Origin of the sequence: Roseovarius sp. MMSF_3298, from assembly GCF_030733705.1 — a bacterium.
GTDB lineage: Bacteria > Pseudomonadota > Alphaproteobacteria > Rhodobacterales > Rhodobacteraceae > Roseovarius > Roseovarius confluentis.
Window position 1 is genome coordinate 110,387 of the sequence record NZ_JASHIN010000010.1, and the last position, 20,616, is coordinate 131,002.

Here is a 20,616-nt window from a genome sequence, read left to right on the forward strand (position 1 = left end):
CTTCCAAGGGAGAGGAAACCATGAAACTGAAATCCATCCTGGCCGCGACGGCCATGACCGCGCTTGGCGCGATGGCCCATGCCGAGGGCGTGAAGGTCGGCATGATCACCACGCTTTCGGGCGGCGGTGCGGGGCTTGGCATCGACGTGCGCGACGGCTTTCTGCTGGCGGTCAAGATGTCCGGCAATTCCGATATCGAGGTCGTGGTCGAGGATGACCAGCGCAAGCCCGATATCGCCGTGCAACTGGCCGACAAGATGATCCAGTCCGAAAAGGTCGACGTTCTGACCGGCATCATCTGGTCGAACCTCGCCATGGCCGTGGTGCCCGCCGCGGTGGCGCAAGGCAAGTTCTACCTGTCGCCGAACGCGGGCCCCTCGGCGCTGGCCGGCAAGGGTTGCAACCCCAACTATTTCAACGTCGCGTGGCAGAACGACAACCTGCACGAGGCCGCGGGCGGCTATGCCAACTCTGCCGGGTTCCAGAACAGCTTCATCCTCGCGCCCAACTATCCCGCGGGTCAGGACGCGCTGACCGGCTACAAGCGCATCTACGAGGGCGAGCTGGCCGGCGAGGTCTTTACCCAGCTGGGCCAGACCGACTATGCCGCCGAGATCGCCCAGATCCGCGCCTCGGGCGCCGACAGCGTGTTCTTCTTCCTGCCGGGCGGGATGGGTATCTCGTTCCTCAAGCAATATGCCGACAGCGGCGTGGACCTGCCCGTGGTTGGTCCTGCCTTCAGCTTTGATCAGGGCATCCTGCAGGCCGTGGGCGACGCGGCGATTGGCGTCAAGAACACCAGCCAGTGGAACAAGGACCTCGACAACGAGGCGAACGTCGAATTTGTCGCCGCCTTCCAGGAAGAATACGGCCGCCTGCCCTCGCTTTACGCATCGCAAGGCTATGACACCGCGAACCTGCTTTTGTCCGCGATGTCTAAAGCTGACGTGACCGACGCCGACGCCTTCCGTGCCGCGCTGAAAGAGGCCGATTTCGCCTCGACCCGGGGCGATTTCGAGTTTTCGTCCAACAACCACCCCGTACAGGACATCTATGTCCGCGAGGTGATCAAGGAAGGCGACATCTACACCAACAAGATCATCGGCACTGCGCTGGAGGATCACTCCAACGTCTACGTCGAAGAGTGCGAGATGTAAGGTCGGCCACCGAGTTGAAACGCGAAAGCCGCCCCTCTGGGCGGCTTTTTTTGTGCAGCGGGTGTGACCACACCCCCTTGGTGTCCGAGTCCAAAAGTTGGCTTTGATCAGGGTTTGGTCCTCTTCCGGCCGTTGGTGATACTCCCGCTTTGTGCGCCCGCCGAGGCTCGAATGCGGCCGGTGGTGATTGCAGTCGTCGCGCCATGCTGCTTCTCCATCCGCAATCACATCTCATCAGGAGAAGCGCCTGGGCACATCGCCGCCAAACCCCTCTGGATCAATTGGCCAAGCAGCATGGCGACATCCCGTCGTATCTTTTGCTCCGATGTTGCCGGAAAGGCATCGTGGAGCGCGCGCACGATGCAATTGCCGGTCTGTTGCTGTTCGAGAAGCATCCAGATCGCGCCCCCGATGGCATTGAGCCTGAAGAAGTTTCGATCCGCCATCTGCCACAGAAACGTATCCTCGCCGATCTGCCGGGTCACCACATCAGAAGCTCGTACAAGGCGCAGCGACAGGTCTGCCGGAGGGGCCTCGGCATCAGGATCTCTCAGCGGCAAAGCCGGCCCCAACGGCGCTTTCAAACGCGGGATGTCGGCTGCTCCGAACGCCTCTCTGATCAGGGATACAGCGTCCTCCAGGTCGGAATAAACGAGTGTGAGACAGACAAGGTCCTCCGCCATCGCAGCGACGCGATCGTAGTGCGATCCGGCATCTCCGGGGTCGGCAATGTTCTGACGGATCAGAAACCCGGCTGCATCCTCGGTCGAAAGTTCGTGAAATCGGGCACGCGCGCCCTCTTGTCGGCACAGCACGATCATTGCGGCCAATGGTGCGCGGGTGCCAAGAGACGCCTGGTTCGAAAGATCAAGGAACCCGTAGCGAGTGTCGCTGAAAGTCAGGTTGGCGGCGACATAGCTTTTGAAAGCGCCGCTCAGCCCGTTCGGCAACGGCAGGCGAAGCCGCGGCTGCACACCAAGCGCCGTCGCAACGCCGTCGCCATCGATCGGCAGGATGTCGTCGCAGAAAAGCGCGCAATCCGGCTCGGTCCCGAGCCTGGAGACAAGAGTTGTCTTTCCGGCCCGGTAGGGGCCGGTGAAGGCCAAAAGATGACCGTTGACCTGAACGGCCCCGCAGTGAAAGCCGAAAAAACCCGGCCGCGAGTCAAGATAACCTTGCAGTATATCGGCAACGGCGCCGCAGGTCGCGCCGGCACGACCAAGTTTTGTCAACGGGGTGTCGGACCACCATGACTGGAACTGGAACGTGCCGTCTTCGTCGCGGCGCAGGACCGTGGTGGCTGTTTTTGTATCGGCTGCAGAGACGACCTCCCAATCCGGCATGACACTGCAGATGTCATCGCGCACGGATGGGCATTCCGGCAGCTCAACGACATGAGACGCCGCGGGGAACAGTATGCGTGACACGAATGAGTCTGGGGCGCACACGCCACGCGCCCCAGTTCTTGCCTGCTTGTCGTAGCGTCCGCCCATCGGGGTCTAAAGACCGAGATCGCGCAGAGCTCCGCGTACTGCCCGGCCGAAACCTGTGCCCCGGCCCGAACGACGCCCTCCGGACGGTCCCGATCCACGGCTGCCCCGGCTGCCGCGGCTTCCACCAAATCCACCGGAGCCCCGAGATCCGCCGCCAAAGCCGCCACCGGACCCACCGGAGCCGCCCCTGCCGCCACCAGATCCACCGGCACCACCACCACTGCCGCCGCCGGAGGCATGCGCGGCGCTTAGATGCATCATCACGGGGGCGACGTAGGCTGCACCCGTGGCCAGCCCAAGGCGTGTGAGCATCCGCCGGCGCGAAATATTGGCGTTCTCTTGATCTGCCATGGTTTCTCTCCTTTGCGTTTTCCGTCGGCCACTCGCTGCGGCCATACAAGGAAAACGGAAGGCACCGGGTTTTATTCCCCGGAGACCGGCAAAAACTCGGTGTCACCGGCGAAACATTGCCCGGGGGCTGCGACCAACCCATCGCCGAACACGCTGTCACGGCCCGGAGCACCAAGATCCTTGGCGCACCGCACCATTTCCGCGACCGTCTGATCCAGCGGGACCGATGGTGCGCGTACGCGTTGCACCGCAAGCGAGGCGGTGACGAAAGGCGCGGCATAGGAGGTCCCGGACTTGAGCCGCCCGCCTGATACTGACGCGGCCGCCCAGACCCGCACGCCCGGCGCCGCGAAATTGATATAGGGACCTTGGTTGGCCTGACGGTAAATGCCCTCTTCTCGGTCGATCGCCGTCACGGCGATGACTGCATCGAAGGCAGCCGGGTAAGCGGGCTCGGCGCCCGGGCCGCCGTTGCCGGCGGCGGCAACCACCGCTGTTTCGCGTTCGGTTGCCCGAATGATCATTTCCTCGAGGATCGGGTTGTACGGGCCGGAGAAGCTCATGTTGATAACATCGACATCGGCCGCCATCAGAAGATCCATCGCTGATGCGAGGGAAAATGCATCAGCCTGTTCGCCGAGATGCCCGCGGTGGAATGCTTCGACCGCAACCAGTTCGGCGTTGGGCAGCAGCCCCGGCACGCGATAGTCCAACCGGCCGATCAGCATGGCGGCAATCGCCGTGCCATGCTTGCGCCCTGCCTCTGCCCGTGCACCCAGGTCGGCTTGGTGGATTGTAAGCTTCTGGCCGCTGAGCGCCGGGTGATCCTGGTTGATGCCGGTATCGATCATTCCCAGCCGGGGGGCATAGATGCTGGGCCAACCGGACCAGCCGATCATTTCATGCGCATCGCACCCCTCGGAGTCACACAGAAAGGCGTCCGGCGTGTAGAAGTGGTTTTCGTCCATCAGGGCCCCGGGAAGCAAGCCGGCCAGGTCGGCCAGCCCGTCTTCGATGGAACGTCCGGCCGGTAGATCCAGCCGATACAACCTGCCATCGAGCAGATCATTCGAGGCCGTGGCGCGCACTTCGTAGCCCGCGTCGATCGCAGGCGTGACGCTCGTGCCTGCCGGCAAGAGCAGCAGGATTTCCGGCGGCGGGGGCGGAGCCTGCCGGGGTTGAGCCGCACGCGGCCGGTTTGGCCTTGGCCGTGTCTGGCGTCGGGCCGGTCGCCAGGATTCCCTGCCGCCGCTTCCACCACTGCCTGCGCCGCTCCCGCCGCCCGATCCGCCGGAGGCATGCGCCATGCCAAGATGCGTCAACGCAGGTGCGGTATAGGCCGTGGCGCCGGCAAGCCCGATGCGTTTCAGCAGGCGGCGGCGGGCCAGGTCGGGGCGGTCGTCGTCAGTCATCGGCTAAAAGCTCCTGTTCAACGGCTCGGTGGCAGCACAAAAGGGATAACGTACAGCACAGACTGTTTATTCCAGCGTGACTATAGCTTTTTTTGGTCGCCGGGACGGAATAAATCCCGCCATGGTCCGTTTTACCGATGTAATACGTCCTGCAACCGCACACGCCCACAGGACTCCGCCGCATGACGGACGATGTCAGACAGCAAATCATCGACCTGCTTCCCAGGCTGCGGGCTTTCGCGCGGTCCCTCGCGCCGAGTTGGGATCAGGCGGACGATCTCGTGCAGGTGACGGTCGAGAAAGGTTTGCGCAATCTTTCGGGCTTCACCAAAGGCACCCGGCTGGACAGCTGGCTTTTCCGGATCATGCGCAACGCCTGGATCGACCAGTATCGCGCCACGCGCGATGTGGTCGAGATCGACCAGGCGGACGGGGCACGGCAATTGGTGGGCACAGACGGTCGCCGGGTCACCGAGGCGCGGCTGGAATTGGCGCGCGTGCGTGGGGCGATGGACGCCCTGCCTCAGGAGCAACGAGAGGTGTTGATGTTGGTCTGCGTGGAAGGGCTGCGCTACCGCGAGGCCGCGGACGCGCTGGATATTCCCGTCGGGACGGTCATGAGCCGGCTGGCACGCGCCCGCGCCACGCTTGCTTCGGACTTGGGCATGCAGCCCGAAACCGCACCCAAGAAAGGAGAAGCGCGATGAGCACGCCAAACAAGGTAGAGGTAAGTGACGAGATGCTGATGGCCCTTGCCGACGGCGAACTTGATGGCGCAACGGCCGAAGATCTGAGCCAAAGGATCGAACAGGATCCAGATCTCGCGGCGCGCTACGCCTTGTTTGCCGAGACCGCCACGACCCTGCGCGCGGCCTTTGCCCAAGGGGCCGTTCCCGAGCACCTTGTCGAAACTGTTCGTGAGACTCCTACCGACGACGGCCAGACGCAGGATCGGCCCGTGTCCGCAGTCGTCCCCTTGCGCCACCGCCGCGCGTGGCCTCTGGCACTTGCGGCCTCGCTGGTTATCGGTGTCGGAGTCGGGTGGACCTTGCAGGAACGGTTTGCTCCGGCCGGTGCGGCACCACTTGAAGATGTAGCCGCGGCCCTTTCGGACGTGCCGACAGGGCAGACCCGGGATGTTGGCGGAGTTGGCCCGGCGCGGGCGCTTGGCAGCTACGAGACTCAACAAGGACTTTGCCGCCTCATTTCGGTGCAACCGGCAGGCACCATGCCCCGAAGGTTCCTGGCGTGCCGAAACGCGTCCGAGTGGGCTGTTGTGGTGAGTGTCGCGGACGGTTCGCGCGACGGTTTCTCGCCGGCAAACGACGCGGCAACCGAGATGTTGGATCTGTATCTGGATACGATCGGCGCGGGCCCGGCCCTTGACGCGTCAAGCGAGGCGAAAGCGTTGAAATAGCGAAGGACGGCAACAACTCGGAGTTCCGCAACGATATGTCGTAGGGTCGGCAATCGGGCTTCTCCGCGCCGCTTCAATGAAAACTTAGACGCTTTCTGCACGCTGATCTGAGGGCTTCAAACTGCTGAAGGCTCGGCTTTCGGTCGTGGATCGGCTATTGCAAGCAGCGGGCCAAATACCTGACAAAAATAGTTTGACTCTTCGGCCCGCGTCCTCTCTACGTGGCGTGCGACCACGAAAACCTCAGACAAATCAAGGACGGTATGAAGTATCTCAGCCTGACCGCAATCGCCTTACTGACAACAAGCCTTTCGGCCTATGCGCAGGGCGGGTCCCCGTATCAGCTCGGAACGATCGAACTGGAATCCGAGAGCGACGAAACGCTGCAGCAGAATGGATATGTCGCGCAATCCGGGCGGCAGGCGACCAAGCTGGAGAGCCGGATCGCGAATATTCCGCAGTCGATCGGAACGGTCACGCAGGACGAGATAGAGGACCGCAAGCCCCGCCAGCTTCTGGAGGCGCTGGAATTCTCGGCAGGGACGACCACCAGCACCTTCGGGTTCGACAGCCGGTATGACGCGTTTTACCTGCGCGGCTTCCCGGCGTTCAACAACGGGTTCTTCCGGGACGGGCTGCGGCAGGTCAACGGGCCATCGGCATGGTACGTCAACGATCCCTACACGCTGGAAGGCATTGCCATCCTGAAGGGGCCGTCCTCCTCGCTATATGGTGTCAGCGGTCCGGGCGGTCTGGTGAACGTGGTGTCCAAGCGCCCGAAGGCGGAGCCGTTCAACGAGTTGCGCTTCACGACGGGCACCGACAACCGGGCGGAACTGGCGTTCGACTTTACCGGTCCGGTGGACGAGGATGGGCGGCTCCTGTACCGGCTGACCGGTCTTGTGCGGGACGCCGACACGCCCCTGCCGGGGTACAAGGACGACAAGATTCTGATTGCGCCGTCGCTGACCTATGATCTGACGGAGCGCACGCGCATCACGCTTTTGACGGAATACTCGGATTCGACCGTCGGGGCGACCGCGGCCTATTTCAATCCGGCACCGGGCGTGGCGTCGGAGACCTATAACGGCGATCCGGCCTACAACACGTTCGACAACGAGCAGTATCGCATCGGTTACGAAATCGCACATGAACTGACCGACACAGTGACCCTGCGCCAGAAGATGCGCTATTCCGAGGTGGACAGCGAATTGCGCTATAGCGGGCTTTACGATTTCGGTGGCGGCGCCATCGGGCGCGGTTGGGGAAAGTACCTCGAGAACCAGTCGAACTTTAGCGTCGACAACACCATCGAGGCGGAGTTGGAAACCGGGGCCCTGACGCATCAGTTCGTTGCAGGACTGGACTACACGAGGTCCGAATTCGATGCGTTCTCCACATTCGGTTTCGCGTCGGCCGCCGCTGTCGAAGCCACTCCAGCTCCCTACAGCCAAGGGCAGGACATCGAGCAGACAGGCATTTATGTCCACGACCAGATCACCAATGGCGCGCTCAACGTTTTCGTCAGCGGCCGGTACGATTTTGTCGAAACGACCAGCTTTGATGCCACGCGGGCAGGCACGAGAACGACGGATGACGCCCTTACCGGCCGCATCGGCATCTCTTACGCCATGGCGAACGGAATGACGCCCTTTGCCAATTTCTCCAGCACGTTCGTGCCCAACACGGGCGTGACCTATTCCGACCCGACCGACCCTGCCAGCGACGCGCCTGCCGCACCGACAGAGGCGGTGCAGACCGAGCTTGGCTTCAAGTATGAACTGCCCGGAACCGACAGCCTGGTTACCGCGTCGATCTTCGACATCCAGCAGGAGGACGGTGTCGTCTTTCAGCCGGTCAACAGCGCCGTCTTCGGCGGGTTGAACCAGGTCCAGGTGCCCTATGACCTGCGTTCTCAGGGGCTCGAGTTGGAAGGGAAGTTCAACCTGGGCAACGGGCTGAGGATGACCGGAAGCTACACCTATCTCGATGTCGAGATCGAAGCCGGGACCACCGGAACGGTCGGCAACCAGTTGTCGGGAACCCCCAAGCACCAGGCCGCGCTCTGGGCATTCTATGAGCCGCAAAACGGTATGATGGAAGGCTTCGGCATTGGCGGTGGCCTGCGCTATGTCGGCGAAAGCTACGGCGACGACCAGAACACCTACAAGAACCGCGATCGGGTCTTCGTCGACCTTGCCATGACCTATGACTTCGCCAAGCAGGGCTATGAAGGCCTGGAAGTGCAGGCCAATTTTCGCAACGTCTTCGACGAGGACGGACAGACGTGCAGCGCCGGTAATTGTTATCGTCACCAGGGGCGGACCGCGACCTTCGCCGTGCAGCGCCGGTTCTAGGGAATGGCGTCAGGGCAACGCAGGATCGTCGGCGCGATCGGCGGGATCTACGTGGCGCAAAGCGTGCTGGGTGGGCTGACCTGGAGCGGGCTGCCCGGCGTGCTGCGGGACCAGGGATTGCCGCTGGACCATATCGGGCTCGTCTCGCTGATCGTGCTGCCCTGGGCGCTGAAGTTCCTGTGGGCGCCGGCCTTCGAGCGGCTGCGATTGCCCGCGGTGGGCAGGGACCGCTCGGCGGAGCTGGTGGTGGCCGGTATCGCGGTTGTCGTCGCCATGCTGGCGCTGGTCGGTGCGATCGGGCCGGTGCCGGTGCTGGCCGTGCTTGGCGTTCTGCTGGTGGCCGCCACCGCCACGGCGACGGTCGACATCGCGGTGGACGGCTACGCCGTGGCCGCCCTGTCGCAGACCCGTTACGGCTGGGGGAACGCGGCGCAGGTGGGCGGCGCGTATATCGGTTCGGCCATTGGCGGCGGGGCTTTCCTGATCCTGGTGGATCGCGCCGGCTGGGCCGTGGGAACCTGGAGCATGGCGGGCGTGATCGCGGTGATCTGCCTGCCCTTCGTTTTCCTGGCACGCCGCGCGGCGAAGCCGGTGACACGGGCGCATGTGCCCAGCCTGCGGTCCGCGCTGATCCGGCCCGACCTTCGCCGTGGGTTGGTGATTGCAGCACTATACGTGGTTGCCCAGAAGACAGCGATGGGGCTTTTCGGTCCCTTTTTTATCGACGCGGGCTACAGCCTCGGGGAACTGGGCCTTCTGTCCGGGCTTGGCAGCGTATCGCTGGGACTGTTGGGCGCTCTGACAGGCGGGGCCGTGGTCCGCCGCTTCGGTAGCCGCCTCGTGCTGGTCGGGGCCGTTCTGGCGCAGGCCTCGCTGCTGGCGCTCGTCTCGGTCGCCGCTGGCACCGGGCTGGTAGCGCCGGCGCAGGTGGCGCCCTTTGCCATGGTCGCCAGTAGCGCCGTTATGGCGCTTGGCTTCGTGGCGCTATACGCGCAATTCATGAGGTGGTCCGACCCCCGGCAAGGCGGCGTCGACTTCACGCTTTTGCAGTGCATGGACGCCGCCATGAGCATGCTGGCCGGACTGGTTGCGGGCGTGATCGCGGAGTGGTTGGGCTACGGCATCTTTTTCTGCATCGCCAGCGTGGTGTCCGTATCGACGGTTCCGCTGATCCTGTGGGCCGCATCCGGACGAAGGGTCGATGCTGCGGAGGTTCAGACATGACGCGCAAACACTACAGAGAGGAAGCCCGCGCAGATTTGCCGGGCGTGGCCTTCGACTCGATCCGCAAGATGCTTTTGCTCGAAGTCGATGAGCACGGGCTGACCCTGCAGGAAGACGAACCGGGGCAGGTGACGGTGGAAACGGGCTATGGCCTGATTGGGCTGCGCGAAGGCGTCGACACGCCGGTGGCTGGCATGGTCGCCGCGTCCGACTCCCGGAACCTTTTCGTGATGAAAAACGCCATGGTCGAACATCTGCGTACAGTCTTGCCCGATTTGGCCGAGGCCATGCGCTGGTCCGACAGTGCCGAAATCGGTGGCTTTCCCCCGAACTTTCAATTCGGACAGGTCACGCGGGTCGCGCGGCTGGGTGACGCCTTTCTGCGCGTAACCTTGAAGGTGGAAGACGTCTCCATATTCGGCGACGAGTCGATCCATTTCAGGCTGGTTCTGCCGCCAAGGGGCATGACACCGGACTGGCCCGCGGTGGCACCCAACGGTTCGACGCGATGGCCCAAAGGTCCCGGCGCGCCACATATTCCGGTTTACACCGTGCGCAGCCTGGATCGGGCGTCGAATGTTCTGTTTATGGACGTGTTCCGTCATGACGGTGGGCGCGTGACAGAGTGGTGCGAGGAATTACATGCCGGAGACATGCGGCGCAGCCGTGTCGGCATTGTGGGCCCTGGCGGCGGCGGGTTGGTCGATGCGCAGAGCCTTCTGATTGCCTCGGACGAGACAGGGTTTCCTGCCGTTGCGCGACTGATCGAAGGACTGCACGCAGGGGCCACCGCCGAGATGATCCTTGAAACCGCAGACGGGGCCGAAACCGCCTATCCGATCCCGGCGCATGAGGGCGTTTCGGTCCGCTGGCTCTCGCGCCGGACGGGTGAGGGTATCGCTGACGCTGCTCTCGAAGCCTTGCCGGGACATCCGACGTCGGCGATCTGGTTCGCCGGTGAAAAGAAGGACGCACGCCGTCTGCGCAGTGCCGCAAAGACCATGGGTGTTCCGGGCACCAAGCTCCACATAGCCGCATTCTGGGCCTCGTGAGGCGCATCGGCGACCTGAACCTTTGGCGGACTGACAATAGCGTCGGCCCGACGCGCAATACTCAAGCCGGTGCCTAGGGAAGAATTGGCGTTCTTGATACTCGCCGGGATAGCCACCGCGCGCGTCGGTGGCTTTCTTTTACAGAAACTCGGGGCTGTCTGCCTCACGAAACCGTCTTTTCCGAAACACGGAAATTCAGGTGCTTTCGAGACGCTTCAGAAGGTCAGGTTTGCCGTCAGGCTGACCGAGCGCCCCGGCTCCGTCAACGCGATCACGTTACCCAGCCCGACCCCGTCTGACGAGCGGCTCGTGTAGGTCGCGTCAAAGATATTGCGCACGTCCAGCCGCATCTGCAACCGGTCGAATTTGCTTGGCGTGTAGGTCGCGTAAAGGTTGGCGACCTCGTAGCCCGACAGCGGCACCGGCGTGTCGCGGTTCTTGAATGCAATCTCTGCCGTGCCGCCGAAGGTCCACTCGTCGGTGACATCGACCGCGCCTTCCAGCGCGATCGCCTTGCCGACCGGGCGGCCAAGGTAATAGGCGGTCGAGCCGATCGTCGTGCTGTTCAGGTCGACATCCGCATCGGTATAGTTGACCCGGATGAACCCGTTGGCCCGGCTGTACCCGACCGACGCTTCCCACCCCTTCGAGGACAGGTCGGCAATCGCGCCCCGGTCTCCGCCGGAGGGCAGCACGGCGTTGATGTCGTTCACATAGGTCTCGAAATACGCACCGCTCAGCTGCCACGGACCCCGCTCGTAGCGCAGACCGATCCGGCCCGCATCCGAGCGCGAGGTGGTGAACCCGGCATAGGTCCACGGCGCCCCGAAATTGATCAGCGCCGCCTCGCCCAGCTCGTACCCGCCCCAGCTATGGGCGTAGCCCGCGTTCAGGGTCAGCGAATCGGTGATCTTGTAATCGACCGACCCGTTGGCGCTGAACCCGTCATCCTTGAAGGTCTGGCCGCTGGCGGCCTTGAACTCCTGCCAGTCATAGCGCGCACCATACGACACCGACACGCGCTCGCCGACATCCTGCCGCGCCTGCGCGAATATCCCGATGTTCCAGTGATCCTCGCGCCCGGAACTGCCGAACGGGCCCGGACCACGGCCGAATCCCGAGGCGGACTCGTCGAAGAAATCGACACCCACCGACAGGTCCCCGCCGGCGATGGCAAAGCGGTTCTTGAACGTCCCGCTGAAGCTTTCGTTTTTGCCGAAGACACCCGAGGCGTCGATCTCCTGTTCGTTATAGCTCAGCTGGAAGAACGGATCGAACCAGTCCGTGGCGCTGTCCTTGGTGTAGGTCAGTGTGTAGGACGTGCGCTTTGACAGGGCCGGCACCAGCACGCTGGGTCGTCCGGTGACGCCGGCAAAGTCCGGCCGGATGAAGATGATGCCGCCCGGCCCCGCCTGCCCGGCCCGCAGGCCCGTGTCCTCGGTCTGGGACGCCGCGAATTCCAGCCGGTGACCCGTGGGTGAAGTATAGGCGAATTTGCCAAGGTAGCTGGTCAGATCCGCCTCCGAGCCGGGAACGGTCACGCCGCTGCCATCCTCGTAGCTGCCACTGTCCGACCGCGTGCCGCTCAGCAGGTATTCGAACCCGCCGCTGCGCCCGAACACCGTCAGCCCGGCGCGGATCCGGTCCTCGTTCGTGCCGAAGGTCAGCGTGGTCATGCCGCCGAAATTGTCGCCATCCTGCAGCAGGTCGGCGGCGTCCTTGGTCTCGTAGGCCAGAGACCCGGCCAACGCGTTCGGTCCCGCATCCGCCGGCGCCAGCCCCTTGCTGACCTCGACAGATTTCAGCAGCGCAGGGTCGATCAGCACGTTACCGGTATGGTGAAACGCCGACTTGTTCTGCCGCGCGCCGTCGATGGTGACCGACAGCAGGCTTTCCTCGACACCGTTGACGAACACCTTGTTGGCAATCGCCGCCCCGCCGCTGGTGTTGACCGAGGTTTCCCCGTCGAACACGTCGCGGATGGATTGCGGATTGCGCTGTTCGATCTCTTCTTCCGAGATCTCGTCATTGCCCAGAAGCGCTTGCGCTTCCGGCGAGCCGATGCGGATCGTCCCGAGGAAAGTGGCGGCTTCGGCGTCCTGCGCCAAGGCGGCAGGCACGGGAAGGAAAGCGGTCGTGATCAGCAGAATGCCGAGCCGAGAGAGGTTCATGGCTGTGTCCCATTTCAGTCGTGTCGAAGCTGGGTACGTGCGGTCATGCTTCCCTGGCGGTCATCCGGAGACGTTTAAGCCCCTGCGCGCAATGTGCAAGCACCATCCCGTGCAAAGTACGGGCCGGCTGGCATTTTTGCATAATTGCCGCCGTGCCGAAGGCTCAGACCGCCACGAAGGTCCGCCCGCCGATCCTGTGCACCACCGCGTCGGTTTCGAAAACCTCGTGCATCAGCTTGCCGTCCACCAGCGTTTCGGCATCGCCCTGCGGGCCAATTTTTCCGCCTTTCATGGTCACGATATGGTCGGCATAGGCACAGGCATAGTTGATGTCGTGCAGCACGATCACCACCGTGCGCGCGTGCGCCCGCGCCAGCCTTTGCAAAAGCGCCATCAGCGACCGCGACGCCGCAATGTCGAGGTTGTTCAGTGGCTCGTCGAGCAGCATGTAATCCGTGTCCTGCGCAAAGATCATCGCCAGCAGTGCCCGCTGCCGCTGCCCGCCCGAAACCGTGTCCAGCGTGCGCTGCGCCAGCGGATCCAGGTCGAACAGGGTCAGCGCCTCGGCGATCTTTTCTCGGTCGTGCTTGCCCGGCCGCCCCAGGTGGTGCGGGTAGCGCCCGAACGCCACAAGTTCTTCGATGGTCAGTCGCGGCGCAATTTCGGAACTTTGCGGCAGGATCGCCAGCCGCCGCGCCAGCGTGTTCGACGCGCAGACGCCCACCTCCAACTCGTCCACCATGATCCGCCCCGTGCGGTGCCGCGCCAGCCGCGCGATCAGCGACAGTAGCGTGCTCTTGCCCGCCCCGTTGGGCCCGATCAACGCAGTGACCTTGCCCTTGGGAATCTCCAGCTCGATATCGTGCAGCACCGTGCTGCCGCCAAGGTCGTGGCTCACGTCCATCACGGAAATCATCGCTTCAATCCTTTCATCACCAGCACCAGGAACAGCACGCCGCCCGCAAGGTCGATCACCACGGTCAGTGGCGTCACCAGCCCGAACACGCGCTCCAGCAGGGCCTGCCCCCCGACCAGCGTCGTGCCCGAAATCAACGCGGCAGAGACCAGCAATACCGCGTGCCGCCCGGTTGGTGTCACCGCATGGGCGATGCTGACCACCAGCAGCCCCAGGAACGCCGTCGGCCCGACCAGCGCGGTCGCCACCGACACCAGAATGCCGATCAGGACCAAAACCTGCAACGTGCCGCGCCGCACGTCCTCGCCCAGGTTTATCGCCGCCTCGCGCCCCAGCGACAGCACGTCCAGCCGGTGCCGCATGGCCCATGCGCCGACCAACGCCGCGCCGATGGTCACCGCCGCAATGGCCAGCAGGCCGGTCTCGATCTGGTGGAACCGGGCATAGGACGACACCTGCACCACGCTGAACTCGTTCGGGTCCAGCATCCGCACCAGCAGGGTGCGCAGCGACCGGAACAGCACGGTCAGTACCAGCCCGGTCAGGATCATCCGCATCAGGTCGGGGCGCTCCTGCAACAACAGCGTCCCGAACAGCAGCAGCGACGCGCCGGTCATCAGCACCAGCGACACGCCGAACTGGATCCACGATGTGACGACAAGATAATCCGTCATGCCGAAAACGAAGACGCCCATCGCCACGATCAGCACGAAAAGCTCGTCGAACCCCATGATCGACGGCGTCAGGATGCGGTTCTGCGTGATCGTCTGAAACAGAACCGTCGAGGTCGACAGCGCCACCGCCACAAGGCACAGCGCCGCCAGCTTTGCGCCGCGAAACTCCAGCACGAAGCCCCAGTTGCCGCGCGCGCCGATCGTCATGTAGGCCACCGCCGACGCCACGAACAGCACCGCAAGAACGATCAGCCGCCTACGGTGCATGACGCGCCGGACGGTAGAGCAGCCAGATGAACACTATCGCACCCACCACCCCCAACACCGTGGCCGAGGGCATCTCGAACGGATACCGCAGCACACGGGCCACGATATCCGCCACCAGCACCAGCCCCGCACCCATCATCGCGATCACCGGCAGCGTGCGGCGCAGGTTGTCGCCCATCATGCGCGACACGATGTTGGGCACGATCAGCCCGACAAAGGGGATGATCCCCACGCTCACCACGGTCAGCGCACTGACCAGCGACACGGCCAGAAGCCCGAACAGCATCACCTGCCGGTAATTGAGCCCAAGGTTGATGCTGGCCGCGTGTCCCAGCCCCAGGATCGAAAACTGGTCGGCGGCCACGAAGCACAGCACCGCCGCCAGGGCGGCCAGCCACAATGTCTCGTACCGGCCCTGCAACACGCCAGAGAACTCTCCGGTCACCCAGACGCCGATCATCTGCAACAGGTCGTTCTGGTAGGCCACGAAGGTCACGCCGGCCCCGATCACCCCGCCATAGACCAACCCCACGAGGGCGACCATGTAGGGTTGCGTCGGCGGCAGCCGCCGGGCAATGGCCAAGAAACCGGCGGTCGAGGCGAACGCCGTCGCCGACGCCATGGCGATCTTTGCAAGCAGCGATGCCGCCGGCGCGTAAAGCGTGACCAGCAGGATGCCCAGCGCCGCGCCTTCACCGCTGCCCACCGTCATCGGCTCGACGAAACGGTTGCGCACCAGCATTTGCAGGACCGTCCCCGCCACCGCCAGCGACGCCCCTGTGATCAGCACCGCGAACAAGCGTGGTGCCCGGCTCACCGCGATCAGTTGCAGTGCTGCGGGGTCCTGCAACAGCGCAGTCGGGCGCAGGTCGATCACGCCGATGAACAGCGACACGCCCGACAGCGCCAGCAGCGCCACCATCCCGAGGACAATCTTGCCCACGGTTCAGCTTCCGGAAAACGCGTCGAGCAACTGGTCCATGGTGGCATTGAGGGCCTGAACCCCGCCCGCCGCGATGTAGATGGGCGCACTGTCGAGGGTGATGACCTTGCCGTTGCGCCACGCCTTCGTCTCGCGCACCAGCACATTGTCCAGCGTCGATGTCGCCGTCTCGACATCGCCGATCGCGGCGCTGCGGTCGATCACCAGGATCACATCGGGATCGACCTGCCGGATGAATTCGAAACTGATCGCCTCGCCGTGATCCGAGCCCGCCACCTCTTCGGCAGCGACCTCCAGCCCGAAGGCCGTGTGCAGCCAACCAAACCGTCCTGACGGGCCGTAGGCCGAAACCTTTGGCCCGTTCGTCATAACGATCAGTGTCCGGCCCGCGCCTGCGGCGGCCTCTGTCACCTCGGCCTGCTTGCGCGTCAACGCGTCGGCCAGTGCTGCCGCCTCGTCCTGCCTGCCGAAAATCGCGCCATAGGCCTCCAACCGCTTCAGCCCCGTCGCCAGCGTCTCGACATGGATCGTCATGTCGATCGTCGGCGCAATCTTGGCAAGGTCAGGGACCTTGTCATAGCTGCGCCCCCCTGCGACAATCAGGTCCGGCTGCAACGCGTAAAGCGCCTCCATGTCCGGCTCGAACAGCGTTCCGATCCGCGCCGCACCGTCCGCCACGTCTTCCAGGTAGTCCAGGTAGACGTTGGAAATCGTACCATCCACCTCGACGCCCAGCGCCTCCAGCGTGTCGAGCGCGGCCATGTCGTATACGGCGACGGTTTCCGGAGACTGCGCAACGGTCACAGCACCGCGAAACGTCTCGACGGTCACATCCTGCGCACTGACCGGCCCTGCCGCAAGGCAAAGCGCAAAAGCGAATTTTCGGAGCATGTCTTCCCTCTGTCTTGAAAAACCTGCATGGCTGGGAAGTCTGGCTTTGCAGGCGCTGCTCCGCTGTGCTTAACCGCAGGGAAAAGAAGAGTCTACGCCCAACATATCGCGAAAAGGAAGCAGCCATGCCCACCCTCATCGGACGCATCGAAACCGAACACGGCGCGAAATACCTTACCCAGCTTTGCAAGCACTTCGCCCACAAGATCGACGCCACCTGCGAGGGCAACCACGGCCGCGCCGATTTCGTCTTCGGCCCGGCGATCATGGAATCGGACCCCCAGGGGCTCACAATCCGCTTCGAAGTGGACAAGGACGAAAACGTGCCCGCTGCCAAGGGCGTCATCGACAGCCACCTCGTGACCTTCGCCCACCGCGAAAAGATCGAAGGCATGGAATGGGCCACGACCTGATCCTGGTGCGGCAGCCCGACCCCATCGGTCCGCGCAGGCCCTTCTTGGAAGCGTAGGGAAGTTCGGCTTACGCCAAGGATAATCTGGCCTGGATAGGCCAATGGCCACGCAGAAACTTGCGGTGCTGCTTTTTACGCGGCTGTTCGCTCAGTTGAACTTTGCTCACGTTCACGCCGGAGGCCGGCGTCAGCCCCTGGGGTGGCGATCCGACGGCAATTCTGAAGCCCTTTATGCCTGCCAAATTCATCCTCAGAATGATCGTTGCGCCCAGCCCCAGCCAAATCGCCAGCCCAAGGGAGGGGCTGACGATGGCCGGGCCGCTTCGCGGCTGTTAACCGGCTGGGGACTCGACGCCGTTGTCTCGCAAAGGCCTCCAACCAAACCTTCGCCCTTCGATGACCGCGACCCTTACGGTCGCGATCATCAACACGCCTTTCACGGACACCGCCCACAAGGGCAGAACCACGTTCAGAACCGCAGCGTGGCCCGCAGGTTGAAAGACCGGCCCGGTTCCCGCAGCGGCGTCACGGTCGCGAATTCCTGACCATAGGTCGCCCGCTCGGTGTAGGTCTCGTCGAAGATGTTGTCGATCTCGGCGCGCACGGTCAGGTTCTCCATCCGGCGCGGCGTATACTCGGCAAAGGCGTTGACCACCTCGAAGCCGTCGATCTCGCCACCCGGCGCGCCCGCCGCCGACTTGTCGAACACGATCTGCGCATCCGCACCCAGCGTCAGGCCCAGCCGATCCCAGGTGTTGGCCACCTCGAACACAAGATTGTCGCCCAAAGGCGTGGTCAGGTAGCGCCCGGTGTAGCTGTCGGCGGGGCCGCCGTTGATCTTGGTATCTATATCGGCATAGGCGATCCGGGCGAACCCGCTCGACCACGTGTAGGCCGCGCCGATCTCGTACCCTTCAGTGTCGAGATCCGAAACCTGCCCCGGCCCGCCATTGAAAAGACCCGTGGTCGGGTCCAGCAAAGTGCGCGCGTTGTCGATATCGGTCTTGAACAGCTTTGCTTTGAAATCCCAGTTCCCGACCCGGTAATTGGCCCCGAGGTAGTAATTCTCGGACGTTACCGGCTCGATCGACGCCGGATAGGCCCAGGCCGGATCGAACAGAAAGCTTTCCGCCAGCGCGATACCGCCCCACACGCGCGAGGCCCCGGCGCTGACCGTGATCGCATCGGTCACGTCGAAATCCCCGGCGATGTTCGCCGACAGCCCGTCATTGTCATAGGTCGTGCCGTCGACGCCCTCGAACTCCTGGAAATCATAGCGCGCGCCCGTGGACAGGCGGAACCGCTCCGTCAGGTCCAACTCGGCCTGCACGAAGAGGCCGATATTGGTGGCCTTCTCCTCGGCAAAGAACACGGCCGTGCCTTCGCCGTTGATATCCGCCACGTCGCTGTAGAAATCGAGACCCGCGTTGACGGTGCCGTTCGCCACCTGGAATTCGTTCTGGATCTTGCCTGTGAAACTCGTGGTCTCGCCCGAATAGGCGTCGGTCGCGCCCGGCATTGGCCCGGTATATAGATCGGTCGAGTTGTAGGCGATCTGCACAGAAGGGTTCCACATCGCGGTGGTATTTCCGAACTCGTAGGACAGTACCAGGTTCTGGCGCTCCAGCGTATAGGTCCGCGTCGCCAACACACCACGCAAGCCCGCGAAATCCGCCCGCAGGGGCCGCTGCGCATCGTCGCGCACGATCTCGTATCCCAATTCCAGCCGCCCGCCATTGTCGGCGTTGAATGCCACCTTGGCCAGGCCACTGGTCAGCCCCGTGCCCGATCCGGTGATATCCATGCCGGAGCCGTCCTCGCGGAGGCCCCCGTCGGCGTATTTCCCGAAGGCCAGGTATTCGAACCGCCCCGACACGCCGAAGAGCGCCAGGCTGTTGGTAAAGACATCACCATTGCTTTGGTACTCGGTGATGAAGCGCCCGCCGAACGTGCGTCCTTCCTCCAAGAGGTCCTGCACGTCCTTCGTCTCGAACGCGATCGCACCGGCCATCGCCCCCGGCCCCGCATCCGCCGGGCCCACGCCGGGGTCCACCCGTACCGCCTTCAGTAGTTCGGGGTCGATATAGGTCGTAGCGCTGTGGTGAAAGATCCGGTTGTTCTGCCGCGCGCCATCGATGGTGACGTTCAGGTTATTCTCCTCGACGCCGTTCACAAATATCTTCTGCGAGATCGGCAGCGAGCTTCCCACCGACACCGACGGCTCGGACTTGAAGACTTCCTGCAGGTCCTTCGGCGTCGTGCGCGTCAGGTCCTCGTTGTCGATCCCGATGGAGGTGGTGGCATCCGACCCGATATAGATCGTGCCCAGAACGAAGGGCTCGGGAGCTTGCGCGAACGCGCTTCCGGTGCCGATAATGAAAATAGCCGACGCAAACGGCGTGACAGTGCGCATATCCATTCCCCAGTAGATTTGGTTTTTCTGGGTAGCGGATCATCGGCTGCCTATCTCTGACCCATTTCACATGTCGGTCAGAATTGCAATTCAGAACGGCGCGCGGCGCACCGAGACCAGGGGAAGCACAGATGCCTTGTGTCGTTCCTACGAACTGGACGGGCGGCTTCTGTGGGCGCGCGAAATGGGCCCCGACTTTGACCCCACCAAACATGGGCTGAAGCCGGTGCATTGCCGCATCCTCAGAGGGCTGGTCTATATCTGCCTGGCCGATGACGCCCCCGAATTCGACGCATTCGCCGAGTTGCCCCCCCCTACCTGCAGGTGCATGACCTGACCGAAGCCAAGGTCGCCTTCGAGACCTCCATCGTCGAGAACGGCAACTGGAAACTCGTGTCGGAGAACAACCGCAAGTGCTATCACTGCGGCGGCAACCATCCCGGCCTCTGCTGGTCGTTCACCGACGACCCCACCGTGACCGGCATCGAGGACGGCGTCACCCCGCCGCATCTTCAGGCGCATTTCGACCGGCTGGAGGCACAGGGCGTCCCGTCGCGGTTCCGCATGTCGGACGACATGCAATACCGCCTCGCGCGGATGCCGCTGCTGCCCGGTGCCAAGAGCTTCACCATGGACCTCAAGCCGGCTGTGTCGAAATGGCTGGGTCGGGTCAGGGACGACACGGCGGGCACGCGCTGGATGCTCGACAACCTCGTGCCCGGCGTTCGGATCAAGACCCTAGGGCCTTCGGGCCTCTTCACCCATTTCGATCACCCCGCCGAGAAGTACCTGTTCATCTCGGCTGGCTCCGGCATCACGCCGATGATGTCGATGACGACATGGATGTTCGACCTCGGAACGGAACCCGATATCGTCTTCATCAACTGCGCCCGTCGCCCCGGCGAGATCATCTTTCGCGAACGGCTGGAACACATGTCCAGCCGCGTGCCGGGCATCGACCTGCACTGGGTGGTCGAAGCCCCTCACCGCTATGCACCCTGGACCGGCTACCGCGGCACGTTCAACCAGTTGATGCTGGGACTGATGGCCCAGGATTACCTGGAACGCGAGGTGTTCTGCTGTGGCCCCGAGCCCTTCATGCAGGCGGTGCGCGAAGCGCTTCAAGGTCTCGGCTTTGACATGGCACATTACCACCAGGAAAGCTTTCACGCGTCGGCGGCCACCGAGGCCGAGATCCCCGATATCGAAGATGTCGTCCCCGATGAGGCCGCACAGGCAGAGGTCGAGTTCGCCCTTTCCGGCGTCAGCGCGAATGTCACGGAAACCGACACCATCCTGTCGGCAGCGCGGGCCAACGGCCTGAACATCCCGTCGGGCTGCACCTTCGTGTGCGGCACCTGCAAGGTGCGCAAGAGCGCTGGCGAGGTGCACATGGTGCATAACGGTGGCATTTCCGAGGACGACATCGCGGAAGGCTAGATACTTGCCTGCTGTTCGCACCCTAT

General features: G+C 63.5%; 18 protein-coding genes and 1 pseudogene. 9 read left to right on the plus strand and 10 right to left on the minus strand.

Features of this window, described 5'->3' with window-relative positions:
• Positions 1 to 20: 20 nt before the first annotated feature.
• Positions 21 to 1,157, plus strand: a complete 1,137-nt coding sequence (locus tag RBB18_RS11135; protein ID WP_306112052.1) for an ABC transporter substrate-binding protein — start codon at positions 21 to 23, stop codon at positions 1,155 to 1,157.
• A gap of 96 nt (positions 1,158 to 1,253) precedes the next feature.
• On the opposite strand, the pseudogene RBB18_RS11140 reads toward RBB18_RS11135, so the two are convergent.
• The 4 genes and pseudogenes from RBB18_RS11140 to RBB18_RS11155 all read right to left on the minus strand — a co-directional run.
• Positions 1,254 to 1,367 (minus strand): annotated as a pseudogene (locus tag RBB18_RS11140) (IS3 family transposase); the annotation flags it as partial.
• 14 nt (positions 1,368 to 1,381) lie between these two features.
• Entirely contained in the window at positions 1,382 to 2,524 is a 1,143-nt protein-coding gene (locus RBB18_RS11145; protein WP_306112053.1) for a PqqD family protein, read from the minus strand.
• Between the two features lie 132 nt (positions 2,525 to 2,656).
• A complete protein-coding gene (locus RBB18_RS11150; protein WP_274593810.1) occupies positions 2,657 to 3,001 on the minus strand; it encodes a hypothetical protein in 345 nt (114 codons plus the stop codon).
• A gap of 71 nt (positions 3,002 to 3,072) precedes the next feature.
• Complete coding sequence (locus RBB18_RS11155; RefSeq protein WP_306112054.1) at positions 3,073 to 4,413, minus strand: S8 family serine peptidase; 1,341 nt, start codon at positions 4,411 to 4,413, stop codon at positions 3,073 to 3,075.
• Between the two features lie 182 nt (positions 4,414 to 4,595).
• Here RBB18_RS11155 and RBB18_RS11160 point away from each other — a divergent pair, with 182 nt between their 5' ends.
• The 5 genes from RBB18_RS11160 (at position 4,596) to RBB18_RS11180 (ending at position 10,463) form a co-directional block, all read left to right on the plus strand.
• Complete coding sequence (locus RBB18_RS11160) at positions 4,596 to 5,120, plus strand: RNA polymerase sigma factor (protein ID WP_103763807.1); 525 nt, start codon at positions 4,596 to 4,598, stop codon at positions 5,118 to 5,120.
• Positions 5,117 to 5,830 (plus strand): anti-sigma factor, encoded by a 714-nt coding sequence (locus tag RBB18_RS11165; RefSeq protein ID WP_306112055.1) that lies wholly within the window; start codon positions 5,117 to 5,119, stop codon positions 5,828 to 5,830. Before RBB18_RS11160 ends, RBB18_RS11165 begins: the two co-directional genes overlap by 4 nt.
• 263 nt (positions 5,831 to 6,093) lie before the next feature.
• Positions 6,094 to 8,187 (plus strand): TonB-dependent siderophore receptor, encoded by a 2,094-nt coding sequence (locus tag RBB18_RS11170; protein WP_306112056.1) that lies wholly within the window; start codon positions 6,094 to 6,096, stop codon positions 8,185 to 8,187.
• A 3-nt stretch (positions 8,188 to 8,190) separates the two neighbouring features.
• Positions 8,191 to 9,411: an MFS transporter gene (locus RBB18_RS11175; RefSeq protein ID WP_306112057.1), complete on the plus strand. Its 1,221-nt coding sequence runs from the start codon at positions 8,191 to 8,193 to the stop codon at positions 9,409 to 9,411.
• A complete protein-coding gene (locus RBB18_RS11180) occupies positions 9,408 to 10,463 on the plus strand; it encodes a siderophore-interacting protein (protein WP_306112058.1) in 1,056 nt (351 codons plus the stop codon). Before RBB18_RS11175 ends, RBB18_RS11180 begins: the two co-directional genes overlap by 4 nt.
• A 215-nt stretch (positions 10,464 to 10,678) precedes the next feature.
• Here the strand turns inward: RBB18_RS11180 and RBB18_RS11185 are convergent, their stop codons facing one another.
• From RBB18_RS11185 to RBB18_RS11205, 5 genes are all read right to left on the minus strand, one after another.
• On the minus strand, positions 10,679 to 12,634 hold the full coding sequence (locus RBB18_RS11185) for a TonB-dependent receptor domain-containing protein (RefSeq protein ID WP_306112059.1): 1,956 nt from the start codon (positions 12,632 to 12,634) through the stop codon (positions 10,679 to 10,681).
• Between the two features lie 163 nt (positions 12,635 to 12,797).
• Complete coding sequence (locus tag RBB18_RS11190) at positions 12,798 to 13,550, minus strand: ABC transporter ATP-binding protein (RefSeq protein WP_306112060.1); 753 nt, start codon at positions 13,548 to 13,550, stop codon at positions 12,798 to 12,800.
• Positions 13,547 to 14,491, minus strand: a complete 945-nt coding sequence (locus RBB18_RS11195) for an iron chelate uptake ABC transporter family permease subunit (RefSeq protein WP_103763814.1) — start codon at positions 14,489 to 14,491, stop codon at positions 13,547 to 13,549. The genes RBB18_RS11190 and RBB18_RS11195 overlap by 4 nt, the downstream gene beginning before the upstream one ends.
• Positions 14,481 to 15,413 carry an ABC transporter permease gene (locus RBB18_RS11200; RefSeq protein ID WP_306112073.1) on the minus strand — a complete coding sequence of 311 codons (933 nt, stop codon included), beginning with the start codon at positions 15,411 to 15,413 and terminating at the stop codon, positions 14,481 to 14,483. The genes RBB18_RS11195 and RBB18_RS11200 overlap by 11 nt, the downstream gene beginning before the upstream one ends.
• 24 nt (positions 15,414 to 15,437) lie before the next feature.
• The gene (locus tag RBB18_RS11205; protein ID WP_274593801.1) at positions 15,438 to 16,325 is read right to left on the minus strand and encodes a siderophore ABC transporter substrate-binding protein; all 888 of its coding nucleotides are present in this window, start codon (positions 16,323 to 16,325) and stop codon (positions 15,438 to 15,440) included.
• A 125-nt stretch (positions 16,326 to 16,450) separates the two neighbouring features.
• Here RBB18_RS11205 and RBB18_RS11210 point away from each other — a divergent pair, with 125 nt between their 5' ends.
• Positions 16,451 to 16,738, plus strand: coding sequence for a DUF2218 domain-containing protein (locus RBB18_RS11210; RefSeq protein WP_306112061.1), 288 nt, complete (start codon positions 16,451 to 16,453; stop codon positions 16,736 to 16,738).
• A gap of 468 nt (positions 16,739 to 17,206) precedes the next feature.
• On the opposite strand, the gene RBB18_RS11215 is transcribed toward RBB18_RS11210, so the two are convergent.
• Positions 17,207 to 19,150: a TonB-dependent receptor domain-containing protein gene (locus tag RBB18_RS11215; RefSeq protein ID WP_306112062.1), complete on the minus strand. Its 1,944-nt coding sequence runs from the start codon at positions 19,148 to 19,150 to the stop codon at positions 17,207 to 17,209.
• Positions 19,151 to 19,286: 136 nt separating this feature from the next.
• Between RBB18_RS11215 and RBB18_RS11220 the strand changes: the two genes are divergently transcribed.
• Together RBB18_RS11220 and RBB18_RS11225 are read left to right on the plus strand one after the other, a co-directional pair.
• Positions 19,287 to 19,487, plus strand: a complete 201-nt coding sequence (locus RBB18_RS11220; RefSeq protein ID WP_306112063.1) for a hypothetical protein — start codon at positions 19,287 to 19,289, stop codon at positions 19,485 to 19,487.
• Positions 19,475 to 20,590, plus strand: coding sequence for a 2Fe-2S iron-sulfur cluster-binding protein (locus RBB18_RS11225; protein WP_306112064.1), 1,116 nt, complete (start codon positions 19,475 to 19,477; stop codon positions 20,588 to 20,590). The genes RBB18_RS11220 and RBB18_RS11225 overlap by 13 nt, the downstream gene beginning before the upstream one ends.
• Positions 20,591 to 20,616: the final 26 nt, after the last annotated feature.